Annotated in this window: 14 protein-coding genes and 1 tRNA gene; all 15 read right to left on the reverse strand. The window is 42.9% G+C overall.

The window, feature by feature from the left end; all coding sequences use genetic code 11:
- Positions 1–384 (reverse strand): elongation factor Tu (gene tuf, locus DIZ80_12800; GenBank protein RDH81760.1); only part of this gene is annotated, 384 nt, incomplete at its 3' end.
- Positions 385–461: 77 nt separating this feature from the next.
- On the reverse strand, positions 462–2,570 hold the full coding sequence (fusA, locus tag DIZ80_12805) for an elongation factor G (protein ID RDH81761.1): 2,109 nt from the start codon (positions 2,568–2,570) through the stop codon (positions 462–464).
- A gap of 21 nt (positions 2,571–2,591) precedes the next feature.
- A complete protein-coding gene (locus DIZ80_12810) occupies positions 2,592–3,065 on the reverse strand; it encodes a 30S ribosomal protein S7 (protein RDH81762.1) in 474 nt (157 codons plus the stop codon).
- A gap of 34 nt (positions 3,066–3,099) precedes the next feature.
- The gene (locus DIZ80_12815; GenBank protein ID RDH81763.1) at positions 3,100–3,471 is read right to left on the reverse strand and encodes a 30S ribosomal protein S12; all 372 of its coding nucleotides are present in this window, start codon (positions 3,469–3,471) and stop codon (positions 3,100–3,102) included.
- Between the two features lie 420 nt (positions 3,472–3,891).
- Positions 3,892–4,158, reverse strand: a complete 267-nt coding sequence (locus DIZ80_12820; GenBank protein RDH81764.1) for a hypothetical protein — start codon at positions 4,156–4,158, stop codon at positions 3,892–3,894.
- Between the two features lie 173 nt (positions 4,159–4,331).
- Positions 4,332–8,543, reverse strand: coding sequence for a DNA-directed RNA polymerase subunit beta' (gene rpoC / locus DIZ80_12825; GenBank protein RDH81765.1), 4,212 nt, complete (start codon positions 8,541–8,543; stop codon positions 4,332–4,334).
- 66 nt (positions 8,544–8,609) lie between these two features.
- Positions 8,610–12,761, reverse strand: a complete 4,152-nt coding sequence (rpoB, locus tag DIZ80_12830; protein ID RDH81766.1) for a DNA-directed RNA polymerase subunit beta — start codon at positions 12,759–12,761, stop codon at positions 8,610–8,612.
- 280 nt (positions 12,762–13,041) lie between these two features.
- Positions 13,042–13,419 carry a 50S ribosomal protein L7/L12 gene (locus DIZ80_12835; protein RDH81767.1) on the reverse strand — a complete coding sequence of 126 codons (378 nt, stop codon included), beginning with the start codon at positions 13,417–13,419 and terminating at the stop codon, positions 13,042–13,044.
- A 62-nt stretch (positions 13,420–13,481) separates the two neighbouring features.
- Positions 13,482–14,003, reverse strand: a complete 522-nt coding sequence (locus DIZ80_12840; GenBank protein RDH81768.1) for a 50S ribosomal protein L10 — start codon at positions 14,001–14,003, stop codon at positions 13,482–13,484.
- A gap of 281 nt (positions 14,004–14,284) precedes the next feature.
- Positions 14,285–14,986, reverse strand: a complete 702-nt coding sequence (locus DIZ80_12845) for a 50S ribosomal protein L1 (GenBank protein ID RDH81769.1) — start codon at positions 14,984–14,986, stop codon at positions 14,285–14,287.
- Positions 14,986–15,420, reverse strand: coding sequence for a 50S ribosomal protein L11 (rplK, locus tag DIZ80_12850; protein ID RDH81770.1), 435 nt, complete (start codon positions 15,418–15,420; stop codon positions 14,986–14,988). The genes DIZ80_12845 and rplK overlap by 1 nt, the downstream gene beginning before the upstream one ends.
- A 107-nt stretch (positions 15,421–15,527) precedes the next feature.
- Entirely contained in the window at positions 15,528–16,061 is a 534-nt protein-coding gene (locus DIZ80_12855; protein ID RDH81771.1) for a transcription termination/antitermination protein NusG, read from the reverse strand.
- Between the two features lie 3 nt (positions 16,062–16,064).
- Entirely contained in the window at positions 16,065–16,445 is a 381-nt protein-coding gene (gene secE, locus DIZ80_12860) for a preprotein translocase subunit SecE (protein ID RDH81772.1), read from the reverse strand.
- A gap of 32 nt (positions 16,446–16,477) precedes the next feature.
- A tRNA-Trp gene (locus DIZ80_12865) sits at positions 16,478–16,553 on the reverse strand.
- 62 nt (positions 16,554–16,615) lie between these two features.
- Positions 16,616–16,680: elongation factor Tu (locus tag DIZ80_12870; protein RDH81773.1), on the reverse strand; the 65-nt coding region annotated here is incomplete at its 5' end.

Below are 16,680 nucleotides of genomic sequence, written 5' to 3' on the forward strand. Positions count from 1 at the left end.
AACACCAACCTGACGTGAAAGCAGAATGTGCTCACGTGTTTGAGGCATTGGGCCATCAGCTGCTGAACATACCAGGATCGCGCCGTCCATCTGTGCCGCACCAGTAATCATGTTTTTAACATAATCGGCGTGACCTGGGCAATCTACGTGTGCGTAGTGACGTACGTCTGATTCATATTCAACGTGAGACGTTGCAATCGTGATACCACGTGCACGCTCTTCCGGGGCGTTATCGATTTGATCGAACGCTTTTGCTTCGCCACCCTGAGCTTCTGCCATAACTTTCGTTAATGCAGCCGTTAATGTAGTTTTACCATGGTCAACGTGACCGATAGTGCCCACATTGACGTGGGGTTTATTACGTTCAAACTTTTCCTTAGACACAATCAATCACCTCTGCTAAATATCTTAATCTTAAATTTTTAATGCTTCGCTATTCAATAATACCGAAGACCTTATCTCTAACCCATTCGCTGGTTAACGATCACTTCAGATACCGATTTCGGTGCCTGAGCGTATTTCGAAAACTCCATCGAATACGTTGCTCGCCCCTGAGTTGCTGAGCGCAAATCTGTAGAGTAACCAAACATCTCAGACAATGGCACTTCAGCTTTTACCTGCTTACCAGCCGGGCTGTCTTCCATCCCCTGCACAACGCCTCGACGTCGATTAAGGTCACCCATCACATCCCCCATATACTCTTCGGGAGTGACGACTTCTACATTCATAACCGGCTCCATCAGAACCGGACTAGCTTTCAGGGCCGCATCTCTAAAACCCATGGAAGCAGCGATCTTAAAGGCAACCTCATTAGAATCCACATCATGGTATGAGCCGTTAAACAGCGTCACCTTTAGATCTTCTATTGGAAAGCCACCGAGCACACCATTGAGCATCTGCTCCTGTACACCCTTATCTATTGCTGGCAGGTATTCCTTTGGAATAAGCCCATCCGCAATATCATTTACAAATTCATATCCAGAGCCCTGATCAAGCGGCTCGATTCGTAGACAAATATGCGCAAACTGTCCGCGCCCGCCTATTTCACGCTCAAACTTTTCTTCATGCTCTACCGTACTTGTCAATGCTTCACGGTAAGATACCTGCGGATTACCTACATTGGCATCTACGCTAAATTCTCTCAACATTCGGTCAACTATAATCTCAAGGTGAAGCTCACCCATACCAGATATAATTGTCTGACCCGACTCTTCATCCGTATGCACACGAAATGAAGGATCTTCCTGAGCCAGCTTAGATAACGCCAGCGCCATCTTATCCTGATCCGCTAGCGTCCTGGGCTCAACTGCAACCGATATTACCGGGTCAGGAAACTCCATTCGCTCTAATGTGATGCGATTTTTTTCATCACAAAGCGTGTCGCCGGTTGTCACCACTTTCAAACCAATTGCAGCGGCAATATCACCTGCACGAACTTCTTTTATTTCTTCTCGACTATTAGCATGCATCTGCACCAGACGACCAATTCGCTCTCTCTTCCCTTTAACCGGGTTAAAAGTTGTATCACCTGACTTCAATACTCCGGAATAAACCCGGAAAAACGTCAGATTACCCACAAATGGATCCGTTGCAATTTTAAATGCTAATGCCGCAAACGGCTCTTTATCATCAGGATGTCGCTCATCCTCTGACTCATCCCCACCCTTACTTTCAACAATACCTTTAATAGATGGCACATCTAATGGAGAGGGAAGATATTCAACAACCGCATCCAGCATTGCCTGCACGCCTTTATTCTTAAAAGCGGAGCCACAAAATGCCGGAACAATTTCATTTGCCAGAGTACGTATTCTTATACCCTGCTTAATCTCTTCTGCAGATAACTCACCTTCTTCAAGGTACTTATCCATTAACTCTTCGCTTGCTTCAGCTGCTGATTCAACCATGCGCTCACGCCATGCTTCACAATCAGCCATCATTGAATCAGGTATATCACCTTCTTCATAGGTCACGCCCATATCATCAGGGCTCCAGTGAATTGATTTCATTTTAATTAAATCAACAACACCTTCAAAATCTTCTTCTGCACCAATAGCCAATTGCATAGGCACCGGATTAGAACCAAGACGTTCCTTTATCTGCTCAACAACGCGTAAAAAATCTGCGCCGGAACGATCCATCTTGTTAACAAATGCCAGGCGAGGCACCTGATATTTATTTGCCTGCCGCCATACGGTTTCAGACTGCGGCTCTACGCCACCTACCGCACAAAATACGGCAACAGCACCATCAAGAACACGCAACGAACGCTCCACTTCAATCGTGAAATCCACGTGACCCGGTGTATCAATAATATTAATACGATGCTGATCAAACTGACGATCCATTCCCTGCCAGAAACAGGTCGTTGCAGCAGCGGTTATGGTTATACCTCGTTCCTGCTCCTGCTCCATCCAGTCCATAGTGGCAGCACCATCATGAACTTCGCCAATTTTATGCGAGATCCCCGTATAGAATAAAACACGCTCGGTTGTCGTTGTTTTACCTGCATCGATATGAGCCATAATGCCCACATTGCGATAGCGCGCTAACGGAGTTTCTCTCGCCATTACCTCTAACTTGCTAATCGACTACCAACGGTAGTGAGCAAATGCCTTATTAGCTTCAGCCATACGATGCGTATCTTCACGCTTCTTAACAGCAGAACCACGTTGCTCAGATGCATCTAACAATTCACCAGCAAGCTTCAGGTTCATTGATTTTTCACCACGCTTACGCGCCGCTTCAATCAACCAACGCATAGCCAGTGCCTGGCGACGTGTTGAACGAACTTCAACAGGCACCTGATATGTAGCACCACCAACACGGCGAGACTTAACCTCTACCATAGGCGCTACATTTTCCAATGCAGTATCCACAACTTCCAATGGATCAACACCTTCTTTCTTTGCAACGATTGTATCTAGAGCGTCATAAAGGATGCGTTCGGCTACGGCTTTCTTTCCGCCTTTCATCAACATGTTGGTGAACTTAGCCAGCTTCTCACTTCCAAACTTAGGATCTGGAAGGATAATACGTTTCGGGACTTCTCTTCTTCTTGGCATCTTATTACCTTAATTATTTGTAAAACTAAACGAACTATTTAGGACGCTTAACGCCGTACTTAGAACGACCTGCTTTACGATTTTCAACACCCTGCGTATCCAGGCTACCGCGAACAACGTGGTAACGAACACCAGGTAAATCTTTTACACGACCGCCACGAATCAGCACAACGCTGTGTTCCTGTAGATTGTGACCTTCACCACCGATATAACTTGTTACTTCATAACCATTGGTTAGACGTACACGAGCTACTTTACGCATTGCTGAGTTAGGCTTTTTAGGTGTAGTCGTGTAAACACGAGTACAAACACCACGTTTCTGCGGACAAGCTTCTAGCGCAGGTACGTTGCTTTTCTCAACCTTGCTCTTACGAGGGTTGCGTACTAACTGATTAATTGTTGGCATAAACAATTCTCTCTTTACTTCCTGGACCCGCCAGGTCGGACTAAAAATATTCCCGTAAAGCCCCATAAAAGAGGCTTTTCACTAGACAACAGACAAACTCCAAAAAAAGCTACGCCAGTTGCGGGAGCGGAATAATATGCTTATCAGGCCGCTGTGTCAAGTGCAAACACCTCTTTGAACATTAGTTTCCAGCGCAAAGCAATTAATGCGGAGTACGGGGATTCTGCAAGGAGACTATGGTACATAGCCATCGGGGAAGGTCGCCGCTTTTTGACCCCCTATCCACTTAATTCATACCATCAAGAATTGGTAGTGTAATTAATCGACTCTATTAAACTTTTGGTGATATGGGATAAGGGGACAGAGCTTATAAAGCAAGCCCTTTCGCCGATGGTGACTAGATCATAGCGCGCAAAATAGTTAGCCCAACAGATCATTTTTCTCTAGTACCTTATATATTTTCTTACTACTTTTTGCCAATTTTTGAATATCAGCCAGACACGGCACCTCGCCATCGTACAAACGACTTTCCCAGCCAGCTAATTCAGAATCGAGATAATCTAACAACTTCAGAGAACACCCCTTACATACACCATCGCATAGATAAGCCTCAGGCATATCAAAAGGCAAAACCTGCCTGATTTCATCTATAAGCCTCTGCATCGCTTCTGGTGTTTTAGGTTTCATTCAGTCCAGGCATTTTTAATGGTTTCAATTTTATCCACAGGAATTCAGAGAGGCTTCCACAAAGCCAACTCCAGCTTTTATATATTCAGCTTTCTTCAAGCTACATCAAAGTACTGCTCAAAAAAAAGCCTGCTAAAAAGCAGGCTTTTTTAATTCACAAACTCATCGTCAGTTTATGAATCAGCAGCTGTATCTTCAGAAGATTCAACATCCATTGCCGCTGTAGCTTGTGCCAGTCTTTCTAATGCAGACTCTTCCTGAGTTTGCTGGCGTTTTCTACGACGTTCCTTATGGAAAGCCAGACCAGTACCCGCTGGAATCAAACGACCCACAATAACGTTTTCTTTCAGGCCGCGTAACTCATCCTTACTTCCACGTACCGATGCTTCAGTAAGCACACGTGTGGTTTCCTGGAACGAAGCAGCTGAAATAAACGATTCAGTAACAAGGGAACCCTTGGTAATACCCAATAGCATTTTCTGGTAACTACAAGGCACTTTGCCTTCTTTTTCCAGCTCTACATTTACATCGATCAGTTTACTTAACTCAATGATCTCACCTTTATGGTAACGGCTGTCACCACCGGTAATCACTTCAGCCTTACGCAGCATTTGCTTGATGATAACTTCAATGTGCTTGTCATTGATTTTCACACCCTGCAGACGATAAACGTCCTGAATTTCTTTAACCAGATAATCAGCAAGAGACTCAACACCACGTAAACGTAAAATATCATGTGGATTAGGCTCACCATCAGCAATGATTTCACCCTGATCAACATGCTCACCTTCGAACACGTTGATGTGACGCCACTTAGGAATTAATTCTTCATAAGCTTCCCCGTCATCACCGGTAATCATCAGACGCTGCTTACCTTTCGTTTCTTTACCAAAGCCGATGGTTCCGGTCTTCTCTGCCATGATTGCAGATTCTTTCGGAATACGCGCTTCGAATAAATCAGCAACACGAGGCAGACCACCTGTGATATCACGCGTTTTAGATGATTCCTGAGGAATACGTGCAACCACGTCACCTACTTTAACTTCATCACCATCTTCGATGCCAACAATCGCACCCGCTGGCAAGAAGTACTGAGCTGGAATATCTGTGCCGGCAATCATCAGGTCTTCACCCTTAGCATCAACCAGTTTAACCATTGGGCGCATATCTTTACCCGCTGCTGGACGTTGCTTAGGATCGATAATAACAGTAGAAGACAAACCAGTAATTTCATCCTGCTCTTTCTGTACACTCACGCCTTCGATGAATTCACCGAACTGAGCCACACCATCAACCTCTGTGATAATCGGGTGAGTATAAGGATCCCAGGTTGCTACAATCTGACCACCATCTACCGCATCACCTTCAGCAGTAGAAATGATTGCACCATAAGGCACCTTATAACGTTCTTTCTCACGACCAGACTCATCAACAACACCAATTTCACCAGATCGAGAAACCGCAACCAGATTACCTGACTCCTGTTTAACAACCTTAATGTTATGAAGGCGAATGCTACCGCTATTCTTAACTGAGATATTGTTAGCTGCAGCTGAACGAGATGCCGCACCACCGATATGGAAAGTACGCATAGTAAGCTGTGTACCCGGCTCACCAATTGACTGAGCAGCGATAACACCAACCGCCTCACCCATATTTACTTTATGTCCACGCGCCAGGTCACGACCATAACACTCGGCACATACACCATGAACTGCTTCACAGGTAATTGCAGAGCGCACTTTGATTTCATCAATACCCATCTTATCAATACGGTCAACCCATTCCTCATCAAGGAAAGTACCTGCTTCAACCAATACTTCATCAGTCTCAGGTTTTAGCACATCAACTGCAACAACACGTCCTAAAACACGTTCCTGTAATGGCTCAACAACATCACCACCTTCGATGATTGGCACCATAATTACGCCATTTTCAGTACCACAGTCCTCTTCAAGAACTACATTATCCTGAGATACATCAACAAGACGTCGCGTCAGATAACCCGAGTTCGCAGTTTTCAGTGCCGTATCAGCCAGACCTTTACGAGCACCGTGAGTAGAGATGAAGTACTGTAGTACGTTCAGACCTTCACGGAAATTCGCAGTAATCGGTGTCTCGATGATTGAACCATCAGGTTTAGCCATCAGACCACGCATACCAGCTAACTGTCTTATCTGTGCCGCACTACCACGAGCACCAGAGTCAGCCATCATATAAATATTATTAAACGAGTCAGATTTAAGCGTATCACCTTCAGCCGTTTCAAATTCAGCTTTAGATATCTTATCCATCATTGCTTTCGCAACCTGCTCATTTGCATGAGACCAGATATCAACAACCTTGTTATAACGTTCGCCATTTGTAACCAGACCAGATTCATACTGATCCTGAATCTCTTTAACTTCAGATTCTGCACCTGACAGAATATTTGCTTTTTCTGGCGGTATAACCATATCGTTAAGACAGATAGATGCACCTGCGCGAGTAGACTCACGGAAACCGGTATACATTAACTGGTCAGCAAAAATGACTGTTTCCTTCAAACCTGTTAAACGGTAACTTGTATTAATCAGGTTAGAGATATTCTTTTTAGTCATATCCCGGTTAACCACTTCAAATGGTAGACCGTCTGGCAATAACTCAGATAACATTGCTCGACCAACTGTTGTTTCAACCAGTTTACGAACCGTTTTCATTTCGCCATTCTCATCTGGAAGAGTTTCATTAATACGAACTCTTATTTTAGACTGAATGTGAACTGCTTTATTTGCATGAGCACGAGTTGCTTCTTTAACATCAGCAAACACCATACCTTCACCGTGGCCATTAATGTTTTCGCGAGTCATGTAATAAAGACCCAGAACGATATCCTGTGAAGGTACAATAATTGGCTCACCCGATGCTGGAGACAAAATATTATTTGTCGACATCATCATAGCGCGAGTTTCTAACTGTGCTTCGATTGACAATGGCACGTGCACCGCCATCTGGTCACCATCGAAGTCAGCGTTGAATGCTGTACAAACTAACGGGTGAAGCTGAATCGCTTTACCTTCAATTAATACTGGCTCAAACGCCTGGATACCTAATCTGTGAAGAGTTGGTGCACGGTTAAGCATGACAGGATGTTCTCGAATTACTTCTTCAAGAATATCCCAAACTTCCGCGCCTTCACGCTCAACTAATTTCTTAGCCGCTTTAATTGTTGTCGCTAAACCACGACGATGTAATTTACTAAAGATAAATGGCTTGAATAATTCAAGTGCCATTTTCTTAGGCAAACCACACTGATGTAATTTCAGTGTAGGTCCAACCACGATTACTGAACGACCAGAATAGTCAACACGCTTACCAAGTAAGTTTTGACGGAAACGACCTTGCTTACCTTTAATCATGTCAGCAAGTGATTTCAATGGACGCTTGTTGGTACCGGTAATTGCACGACCGCGACGACCGTTATCTAATAACGCATCTACAGATTCCTGCAACATACGTTTTTCGTTACGCACAATAATATCTGGAGCAAAAAGCTCTAACAGACGACGTAAACGATTATTACGATTAATAACACGACGGTATAAATCATTTAGATCTGAAGTTGCAAAACGACCACCGTCTAGTGGAACTAATGGACGTAAATCAGGTGGTAGAACAGGTAAAACTGTCATGATCATCCATTCTGGTTTGTTACCAGACTCAACAAATGAATCAATTAATTTTAAACGCTTACCGTAACGTTTTAGTTTTGTTTCAGACGCGGTATTACCCATGTCTTCACGAATTTGCTTAGCTTCATCACCCAGATCAAGACTGCAAAGCATTTCATAAATAGCTTCAGCACCCATACGCGCATCAAACTCATCGCCATGTTCTTCAATAGCTTCAAGATAAGTTTCATCCGACAATAACTGACAACGCTCTAGCGTAGTCATGCCTGGGTCGATAACAACAAATGCTTCGAAGTATAAAATACGTTCGATTTCACGCAGCGTCATATCCAGTAATAAACCAATACGCGAAGGTAATGATTTTAAGTACCAGATGTGAGCTACCGGGCTCGCAAGGTCAATGTGACCCATGCGATCACGACGCACTTTTGACTGTGTAACTTCAACGCCACATTTCTCACAAACAACACCACGGTGTTTTAAACGTTTGTATTTACCACATAGACACTCGTAGTCTTTTACCGGACCAAAAATTTTGGCACAGAATAAACCTTCGCGCTCTGGCTTGAATGTACGATAGTTAATTGTTTCTGGCTTTCTAACTTCACCGTAAGACCAGGACATAATTTTATCAGGTGACGCTAAACCAATTCGGATTGCGTCAAAATCATCATCTTGACCCTGATTATTTAATAGCTTGAGTAGATCTTTCAAAATCTTATCTCCAAAATTTTATGTTTGAGTTAAATATTAAGTTTTTAAAATTAAATAACTAAATACTTAAGACTCATCCTGTTCCAGTTCGATGTTGATACCTAAAGCACGAATTTCTTTTAACAATACGTTAAATGATTCCGGCATACCGGCTTCCATACGATGATCACCATCAACAATGTTTTTATACATCTTGTTACGACCTGCAACGTCATCGGACTTAACCGTTAACATTTCCTGCAGCGTATAGGCAGCACCATAAGCTTCCAGTGCCCAGACTTCCATCTCTCCGAAGCGCTGACCACCAAACTGTGCTTTACCACCTAATGGCTGCTGAGTAACCAGACTGTAAGGACCTGTAGATCGAGCATGCATCTTGTCATCAACAAGGTGATTCAGTTTCAATACATACATCACACCAACCGTAACCGGTCGATCAAATGCATCACCTGTACGACCATCCCACAATGTGGTTTGCCCCGTATTAGGCAGGTCAGCCAGATCTAACATGTGACGAATTTCATCTTCATGCGCGCCATCGAATACAGGTGTTGCCATTGGCACACCCTTACGAAGATTACCCGCCATGTTCATTAATTCATCATCTTCAAATCGAGTTAGATCAACCTTCTTCTGATCATGATTATAAATCTTATCAAGGAAGGTTCTCATTTCAGTTACTTTGCACTGATCATCAAGCATCTTACCGATCTTCAGACCTAGACCCTGAGCAGCCCAACCAAGATGCGTTTCAAGAATCTGACCCACGTTCATACGTGATGGAACACCTAATGGGTTCAATACGATATCAACTGGACGACCATGTTCGTCATATGGCATATCTTCAACAGGTACAATCATAGAGATTACACCCTTATTACCATGACGACCCGCCATCTTGTCACCAGGCTGAATACGACGTTTGATAGCTAGATAAACCTTAACCATCTTTAACACACCCGGTGCTAAATCATCGCCAGCAATAATCTTGCCTTTCTTTTCTTCAAACAATTCATCCAGCTCTGTACGAGTGTCTTTCAATTGTTTAGCCAGTATTTCTAATGCAGCATTCGCATCATCAGATTTCAGGCCAATTTCAAACCACTTGGCTTTTTCAAGATCATCAAGATAAGCCTGAGTGATTTTTGCACCAGCTTTAAGACCCGCTGGTCCACCAGCTGCCTGCTTATTCAGCATTAATCTTTCTGCACGCGCATAAATATCTTTCTGCGCAATACGCCATTGGTCATTATTATCTTTACGCGCTTCAGCAACCTGATCTTCTTCTATTTCAAGTGCACGTTTGTCTTTTTCAACACCGTCACGAGTAAATACCTGAACACCAATAACTGTACCCACTTTACTAGTAGGTACGCGTAAAGATGAATCTTTAACATCAGATGCTTTTTCACCGAAGATCGCTCGCAGTAATTTCTCTTCTGGAGTCAGCTGCGTTTCACCCTTAGGTGTAACTTTACCAACCAGAATATCGTTACCACTTACTTCTGCACCAACATAAACGATACCCGACTCATCTAACTTAGAAAGCAGACCTTCACTTACATTTGGAATATCAGCTGTAATTTCTTCTGAACCTAACTTGGTATCACGTGCAACACAGGTTAGCTCTTCGATATGAATAGTTGTATAACGGTCTTCTTCAACAACACGTTCTGAAATCAGAATCGAATCCTCGAAGTTATAACCATTCCACGGCATAAATGCTACACGCATATTTTGCCCAAGCGCCAACTCACCTAAGTCAGTAGATGGGCCATCAGCTAAAACATCACCACGTGCAATTACGTCACCTGGCATTACTAATGGGCGTTGATTAATACATGTATTTTGATTTGAGCGTGTGTATTTAGTTAATGAATAAATATCAACGCCGGCTTTACCGCCTTCAGTTTCATCATCATTAACTCGAACAACAACACGACTCGCATCAACCGAGTCAATCACGCCGCCACGTTTTGCTTTAACCGCTGCACCGGAATCCATCGCAACAGAACGCTCCATACCCGTACCAACTAACGGCTTATCAGCACGTAATGTTGGAACAGCCTGACGTTGCATGTTTGACCCCATCAATGCACGGTTAGCATCATCGTGCTCAAGGAATGGAATAATTGAAGCCGCAACCGATACAATCTGTTTTGGCGATACATCCATATACTCCACTTTATCAGGGCCTGATAGAGCAAATTCATTCTTAGTACGACAGGAAACCATTTCCTGAATTAATTTACCGTTTTTATCCAGGTCAGTATTTGCCTGAGCAATAATGTAATTACTTTCTTCAATTGCAGAAAGGTAATCAATTTCCATTGTTGCTTTACCATTTATAACTTTACGGTAAGGCGTTTCAAGGAAACCATATTCATTAGTACGTGCATAAACCGATAATGAGTTAATCAAACCAATGTTTGGTCCCTCAGGTGTTTCGATTGGACATACACGACCATAGTGAGTCGGGTGAACATCTCGAACTTCGAAACCAGCACGTTCACGCGTTAAACCACCGGGGCCTAATGCTGAAACACGACGCTTGTGAGTCACTTCAGATAACGGATTATTCTGATCCATAAACTGAGACAGCTGACTTGAACCAAAGAATTCCTTGATTGCTGCAGATACTGGTTTAGCGTTAATTAATTCCTGAGGCATTAAACCCTCAGATTCCGCCATTGATAAACGCTCTTTAACCGCACGTTCAACACGAACCAAGCCAACACGGAAAACATTTTCCGCCATTTCACCAACACAACGAATACGACGATTACCCAGATGATCGATATCATCAACTATGTCATTACCGTTACGAATCATGATTAACTGTTTTAGAACATCTAAAATATCAGATGAATCACCCAGCTCTTCAAATAGTTTTTTCGCTTCTTCGTCTTTCTTACGTTCAGAGAAATAACGACCATCATAAAGCACGCCTAAACCAGTAGACTCTTCACGACGCAAACGACGATTAAACTTCATCCGACCAACCGCTGATAAGTCATAACGATCACTAGTGAAGAATAAATTTTTGAACAGATTTTCAGCCGCATCTTTGGTTGGTGGCTCACCAGGACGCATCATGCGGTAGATTTCAACTTGTGCTTCAAGCTGTGAAGCTGTTGGATCTATCGCTAATGTATTTGATATATACGCGCCCGCATCCAGATCATTGGTATAAAGAATTTCAAATGCCTTAATACCCGCTTCGGTAATAGTTTCCATGATCTCTACAGTAATAACTGTATTTGCAGGAACAATAATCTCACCCGTGCTTTCATCAATTAAATCATGGGCAAGAATTTTATCTTCCATGTATTCATGAGGAGCAACCAGCTTTTTAATTTTTGCTTTTTCTAGCGCCTTGATGTGACGCATTGTGATACGACGACCCGCCTCAACAACAACTTCTTTACCCGACATAATATCGAATGTTGTTGTTTCACCGCGCAAACGCTCAGCAACCAGTGGAATTTCAATTCCACTCTTAACCATCTTGCAGCTAATTTTCTCGAAGAACATATCGAGAATTTCTTCTGTTTGATAACCTAATGCACGCAGTAAAATAGTCGCCGGTAATTTACGACGACGGTCAATACGCACAAAAACTGAATCTTTAGGATCAAACTCAAAATCTAACCATGAACCACGGTAAGGAATAACGCGAGCAGAATAAAGTAACTTACCTGAACTATGCGTTTTACCTTTATCATGATCAAAGAAGACACCCGGTGAACGATGTAACTGAGATACGATTACACGCTCAGTACCATTGATAACAAAGGTACCGGTATCAGTCATAAGAGGAAGCTCACCCATGTAAACTTCCTGCTCCTTAGACTCTTTAATTACTTTCGTCTTAGGATAAAGATCTTTATCCATAATCGTTAAACGAAGCACAACACGCAAAGGTGCCGCATAAGTCATACCACGCAACTGACATTCTTTAACGTCAAAAGCAGGTGTACCTAAACGGTATTTAACATATTCAAGTTGTACGTGACCAGAGTAGCTAACTATTGGAAACACAGAACCAAAAGCAGCCTGTAAACCAGCCTGTTTACGGTCTTTCTCTTTTCTGTTTTCCTGTAAAAAGCCACGATAAGAGTCGATCTGCATCGACAATAAAAACGGCACGTCTAGAATAGGTGGGCGTTTACCGAAATCCTTACGGACACGTTTTTTATCGGTAAAAGAATATTCCATCGAAGTTCCTCGCAATGTAAGTGCTATGGCATGTTTACCAGCTCATGCCGGGAGCTGTATTACTTTAACCTTAATAAAGGTCTTTTTATTTTCAGCCTGTAAGCTGGTGAAAAACGTCTCAGGAAAATTTCCGGGAAACATCTTTTATCAATTTACAGATTTTCTACTACAACTTTATCCTGCTTCAAAATAACAATGCATAGAAGCGGGAAAAGGCCGGTGAATAAATTCACCAGCCTTACCACCTGGGCAATAAGTTAATTGCCGAACAACAATCGAATTATTTAAGTTCGATTGCTGCGCCAGCTTCTTCAAGCTGCTTCTTAACGTCTTCTGCTTCAGACTTAGACGCGCCTTCTTTAACAGCAACAGGACAAGATTCAACCATTGTCTTTGCGTCTTTAAGGCCAGCGCCAGTGATAGCACGAACAGCTTTGATTACTGCAACTTTGTTCTCGCCGAAGCCAGTCATCATTACATCAAACTCGTCTTTTTCTTCTGCAGCAGCACCAGCGTCACCGCCAGCAGCTGGAGCAGCAGCAACAGCAGCTGCTGCTGAAACGCCGAATTTTTCTTCCATTGCTTCGATAAGGTCAACAACTTCCATTACTGACATGTTAGCAATAGTTTCTAGCATATCTTCTTTAGATACAGCCATGATATTTCTCCAAAATTTTATATACGTTTAAATCGTAAATACTAAGTGATTAAATGCGTTTGCTAGCCTTTGGCTTGCTTGACCGCTTCTACAGTACGAACTAATTTTGCAGGAACTTCTTTCAAAGTACGTGCTAGCTTTTCTGTAGGCGCCATCATTAGAGCCATTAACATGCTGATAGCCTGATCTTTGGTCGGCAGTTTCGCAAGACGATCAATTTCATTCGCAGCGAGTAACTCGCCACCAACTGATAACATCTTGGTTACTAATGCTTCGTGATCCTTTGCAAAGTCTTTTACAAGACGAGCTGCAGAACCGGGATCTTCCTGTGAGAACGCAAGCAGTAGGGGACCTACTAAACCGTCATTCATACATTCGAAATCAGTTCCTTCAAAGGCACGACGAGCCAATGTGTTTTTTACAACACGAAGATAAACGCCTGAATTACGTGCAGTAGCACGCAATTGAGTCATTTCATCTACAGTCAGGCCATGGTATTCAGCTGCAACAACTGAATGAGCCTCAGCGGCAATCGCACTTACCTCAGCAACAATGCTTTTCTTGTCTTCAAGATTAAGAGGCACGTGTATTACTCCTGTTTCGGTTGGAGCACATAGTCAAATCTTTAGAATTTAAACTGTATGTCCAGCCAAGTATTAAAGTAAAAAAATAATTTTCATATTTTTTTACCACCTGCGGTATTTTTAATTAAATAATCAAACACACCATCTGCGTGAGAAAAAATCATCCTGATTTTATTAAGCTTTGCATCATAAATGCTCCAGCTCTCACGGTCTTTGACACACCGATACTCGGCTAGCCAAATTCTTTTAGAATAATTCCTTATATTCCTTTTATTCTTTTACTACTTGATCGAATCCAGAGAAGACGAATCAATAGTTAGACCAGGACCCATAGTTGACGACAAAGTCATCTTCATGAAGTACTGACCTTTTGCAGAAACTGGTTTCGCCTTTTTCAGACTTTCCATCAATGCATCGATATTTTCTTTAAGTGCTGCAACTTCAAACTTGGCAGTACCTACCGAACCATGAACGATACCGGCTTTGTCAGCACGGAAACGAATTTGACCCGCTTTAGCATTTTTAACTGCGCCTGCAACATCAGGTGTAACCGTTCCAACCTTAGGGTTAGGCATTAAACCACGTGGACCCAGGATCTGACCTAACTGACCGACTACACGCATTGCATCAGGAGAGGCAATAACTACGTCATAGTTTAAATCGCCGCCTTTCATTTGCGCCGCTAACTCGTCCATACCAACCACATCAGCACCTGCTGCTGTAGCCGCTTCTGCCGCTTCACCTTGTGTGAAAACAGCAACACGAACTGTTTTACCAGAACCCTGAGGCAATGTAGTTGAACCACGAACAACCTGATCAGATTTACGAGGATCAATACCCAGATTTATAGCAACATCTACTGATTCATTAAATTTCACAGTTGATAACTCTTTGATAAGTGCAAGCGCTTCATCAATCGGGTATTGCTTTTCAGCTTCTACTTTTTCCGCGATCATTTTAGCGCGCTTAGATAACTTAGCCATTATACAACTCCCTCAGTTTCCAGACCCATGCGATATGCAGTACCCGCGATAGTACGCACAGCTGCGTCCATATCAGCAGCTGTTAGATCAGGCTCTTTAGTTTTTGCAATTTCTTCTAACTGAGCGCGTGTAATAGTACCAACTTTCTCAGTATTAGGACGACCACTGCCTTTTTCAAGACCCATCGCTTTCTTAATCAGAATAGATGCTGGAGGTGTCTTAGTAATAAAAGTAAAACTACGGTCGTTATAAACCGTAATAACAACTGGGATAGGCATGTTTTTTTCAAAGTTATCTGTTTTAGCATTAAATGCCTTACAGAACTCCATGATATTCACACCATGCTGACCCAAAGCTGGACCAACCGGGGGACTTGGATTTGCAGCACCCGCAGGTACTTGCAGCTTAATATAAGCTTCTACTTTCTTTGCCATGATTTACTCCTGTTGGGTAATAACGACGTACTAACTCTTACGAGCTTCCGGTCTCCCCTGTTTTAGCAAAACAACACGAACTAAATGCTCGTGTTGATTAAAATTTTTTAGCCTTTTTCGACCTGATCAAAACCAAGATCTACAGGCGTTGAACGACCAAATATAGAAACCGCCACTTTTAGACGACTCTTATCATAATCAACTTCTTCAACAACACCATTAAAGTCATTAAACGGCCCATCAGTTACACGTACAACCTCACCCGCTTCATAAAGCACTTTGGGCTTCGGCTTCTCAGTACCTTCCTGAACACTATTTAATATCTGTTGAGCTTCTTTTTCAGTAATTGGAGCAGGCCTGTCTTTAGTACCACCGATGAAACCCATTACTTTTGGCACATCTTTAACAAGATGCCAGCTTTCATCAGTCATTTCCATCTGCACTAACACATAACCTGGAAAGAACTTACGCTCTGATTTGCGTTTGTTACCATCACGCATTTCTACAACTTCTTCAGTTGGAATCAGAATCTCACCAAACAGATCCTCCATCCCATTCAACCGAATATGCTCTAATAACGACAACTTAACTTTCGCTTCGAAACCCGAATAAGCGTGCACTACATACCAACGTAACGCCATGCTCTAGCCTCCCTGACCGGTTAACAACAATATCGCCCACCTCAGGACCATATCAATCAACCAAAGCATAATCCCTACAAGAAACACCATCACAACTACCATTAGAGTAGTTTGCACTGTTTCCTGACGGGTTGGCCAGATCACTTTTCTTACTTCGGTTCGCGCATCACGAGCAAACAACCACAAGCCATAACCCATGCGAGTGGTATACATAACAAGCATTGCCATAACAACCATCGCTAACAGACCCAGTATGCGATACAACTGGGACTCTTCAGCAAAGAAATAGAATTGCCAGATTCCACCGACCAGCAGTGCAATTGCAATTAAAAATTTCAAACTATCAAGCTTACCGCTTTCTTCTGTTTCAGTCTTAGCGACCATGGATTACTCTACTTGTTCTTGCTCGTTTATAGTGGCAGGCCAGGAGGGACTCGAACCCCCAACCCTCGGTTTTGGAGACCGATGCTCTACCAATTGAGCCACTGGCCTATAAACATGGAAAAGCGGAGCGCTCCAAAAGAGCGCCCCGCTTCCAATTTTTTTAGTAAGGATTACTCAGTAATCTTACTTACAACACCAGCACCTACAGTACGACCACCTTCGCGTATTGCGAAAC

The organism is endosymbiont of Galathealinum brachiosum (assembly GCA_003349885.1).
Lineage (GTDB): Bacteria > Pseudomonadota > Gammaproteobacteria > SZUA-229 > SZUA-229 > SZUA-229.

Excerpts from the sequence above, each read along its gene's own strand:
- fusA (RDH81761.1), bottom strand. The coding sequence starts at position 2,570 with ATGGCGAGAGAAACTCCGTTAGCGCGCTATCGCAATGTGGGCATTATG.
- DIZ80_12810 (RDH81762.1), bottom strand. The coding sequence starts at position 3,065 with ATGCCAAGAAGAAGAGAAGTCCCGAAACGTATTATCCTTCCAGATCCT.
- DIZ80_12815 (RDH81763.1), bottom strand. The coding sequence starts at position 3,471 with ATGCCAACAATTAATCAGTTAGTACGCAACCCTCGTAAGAGCAAGGTT.
- DIZ80_12820 (RDH81764.1), bottom strand. The coding sequence starts at position 4,158 with ATGAAACCTAAAACACCAGAAGCGATGCAGAGGCTTATAGATGAAATC.
- rpoB (RDH81766.1), bottom strand. The coding sequence starts at position 12,761 with ATGGAATATTCTTTTACCGATAAAAAACGTGTCCGTAAGGATTTCGGT.
- DIZ80_12835 (RDH81767.1), bottom strand. The coding sequence starts at position 13,419 with ATGGCTGTATCTAAAGAAGATATGCTAGAAACTATTGCTAACATGTCA.
- DIZ80_12845 (RDH81769.1), bottom strand. The coding sequence starts at position 14,986 with ATGGCTAAGTTATCTAAGCGCGCTAAAATGATCGCGGAAAAAGTAGAA.
- rplK (RDH81770.1), bottom strand. The coding sequence starts at position 15,420 with ATGGCAAAGAAAGTAGAAGCTTATATTAAGCTGCAAGTACCTGCGGGT.
- DIZ80_12855 (RDH81771.1), bottom strand. The coding sequence starts at position 16,061 with ATGGCGTTACGTTGGTATGTAGTGCACGCTTATTCGGGTTTCGAAGCG.
- secE (RDH81772.1), bottom strand. The coding sequence starts at position 16,445 with ATGGTCGCTAAGACTGAAACAGAAGAAAGCGGTAAGCTTGATAGTTTG.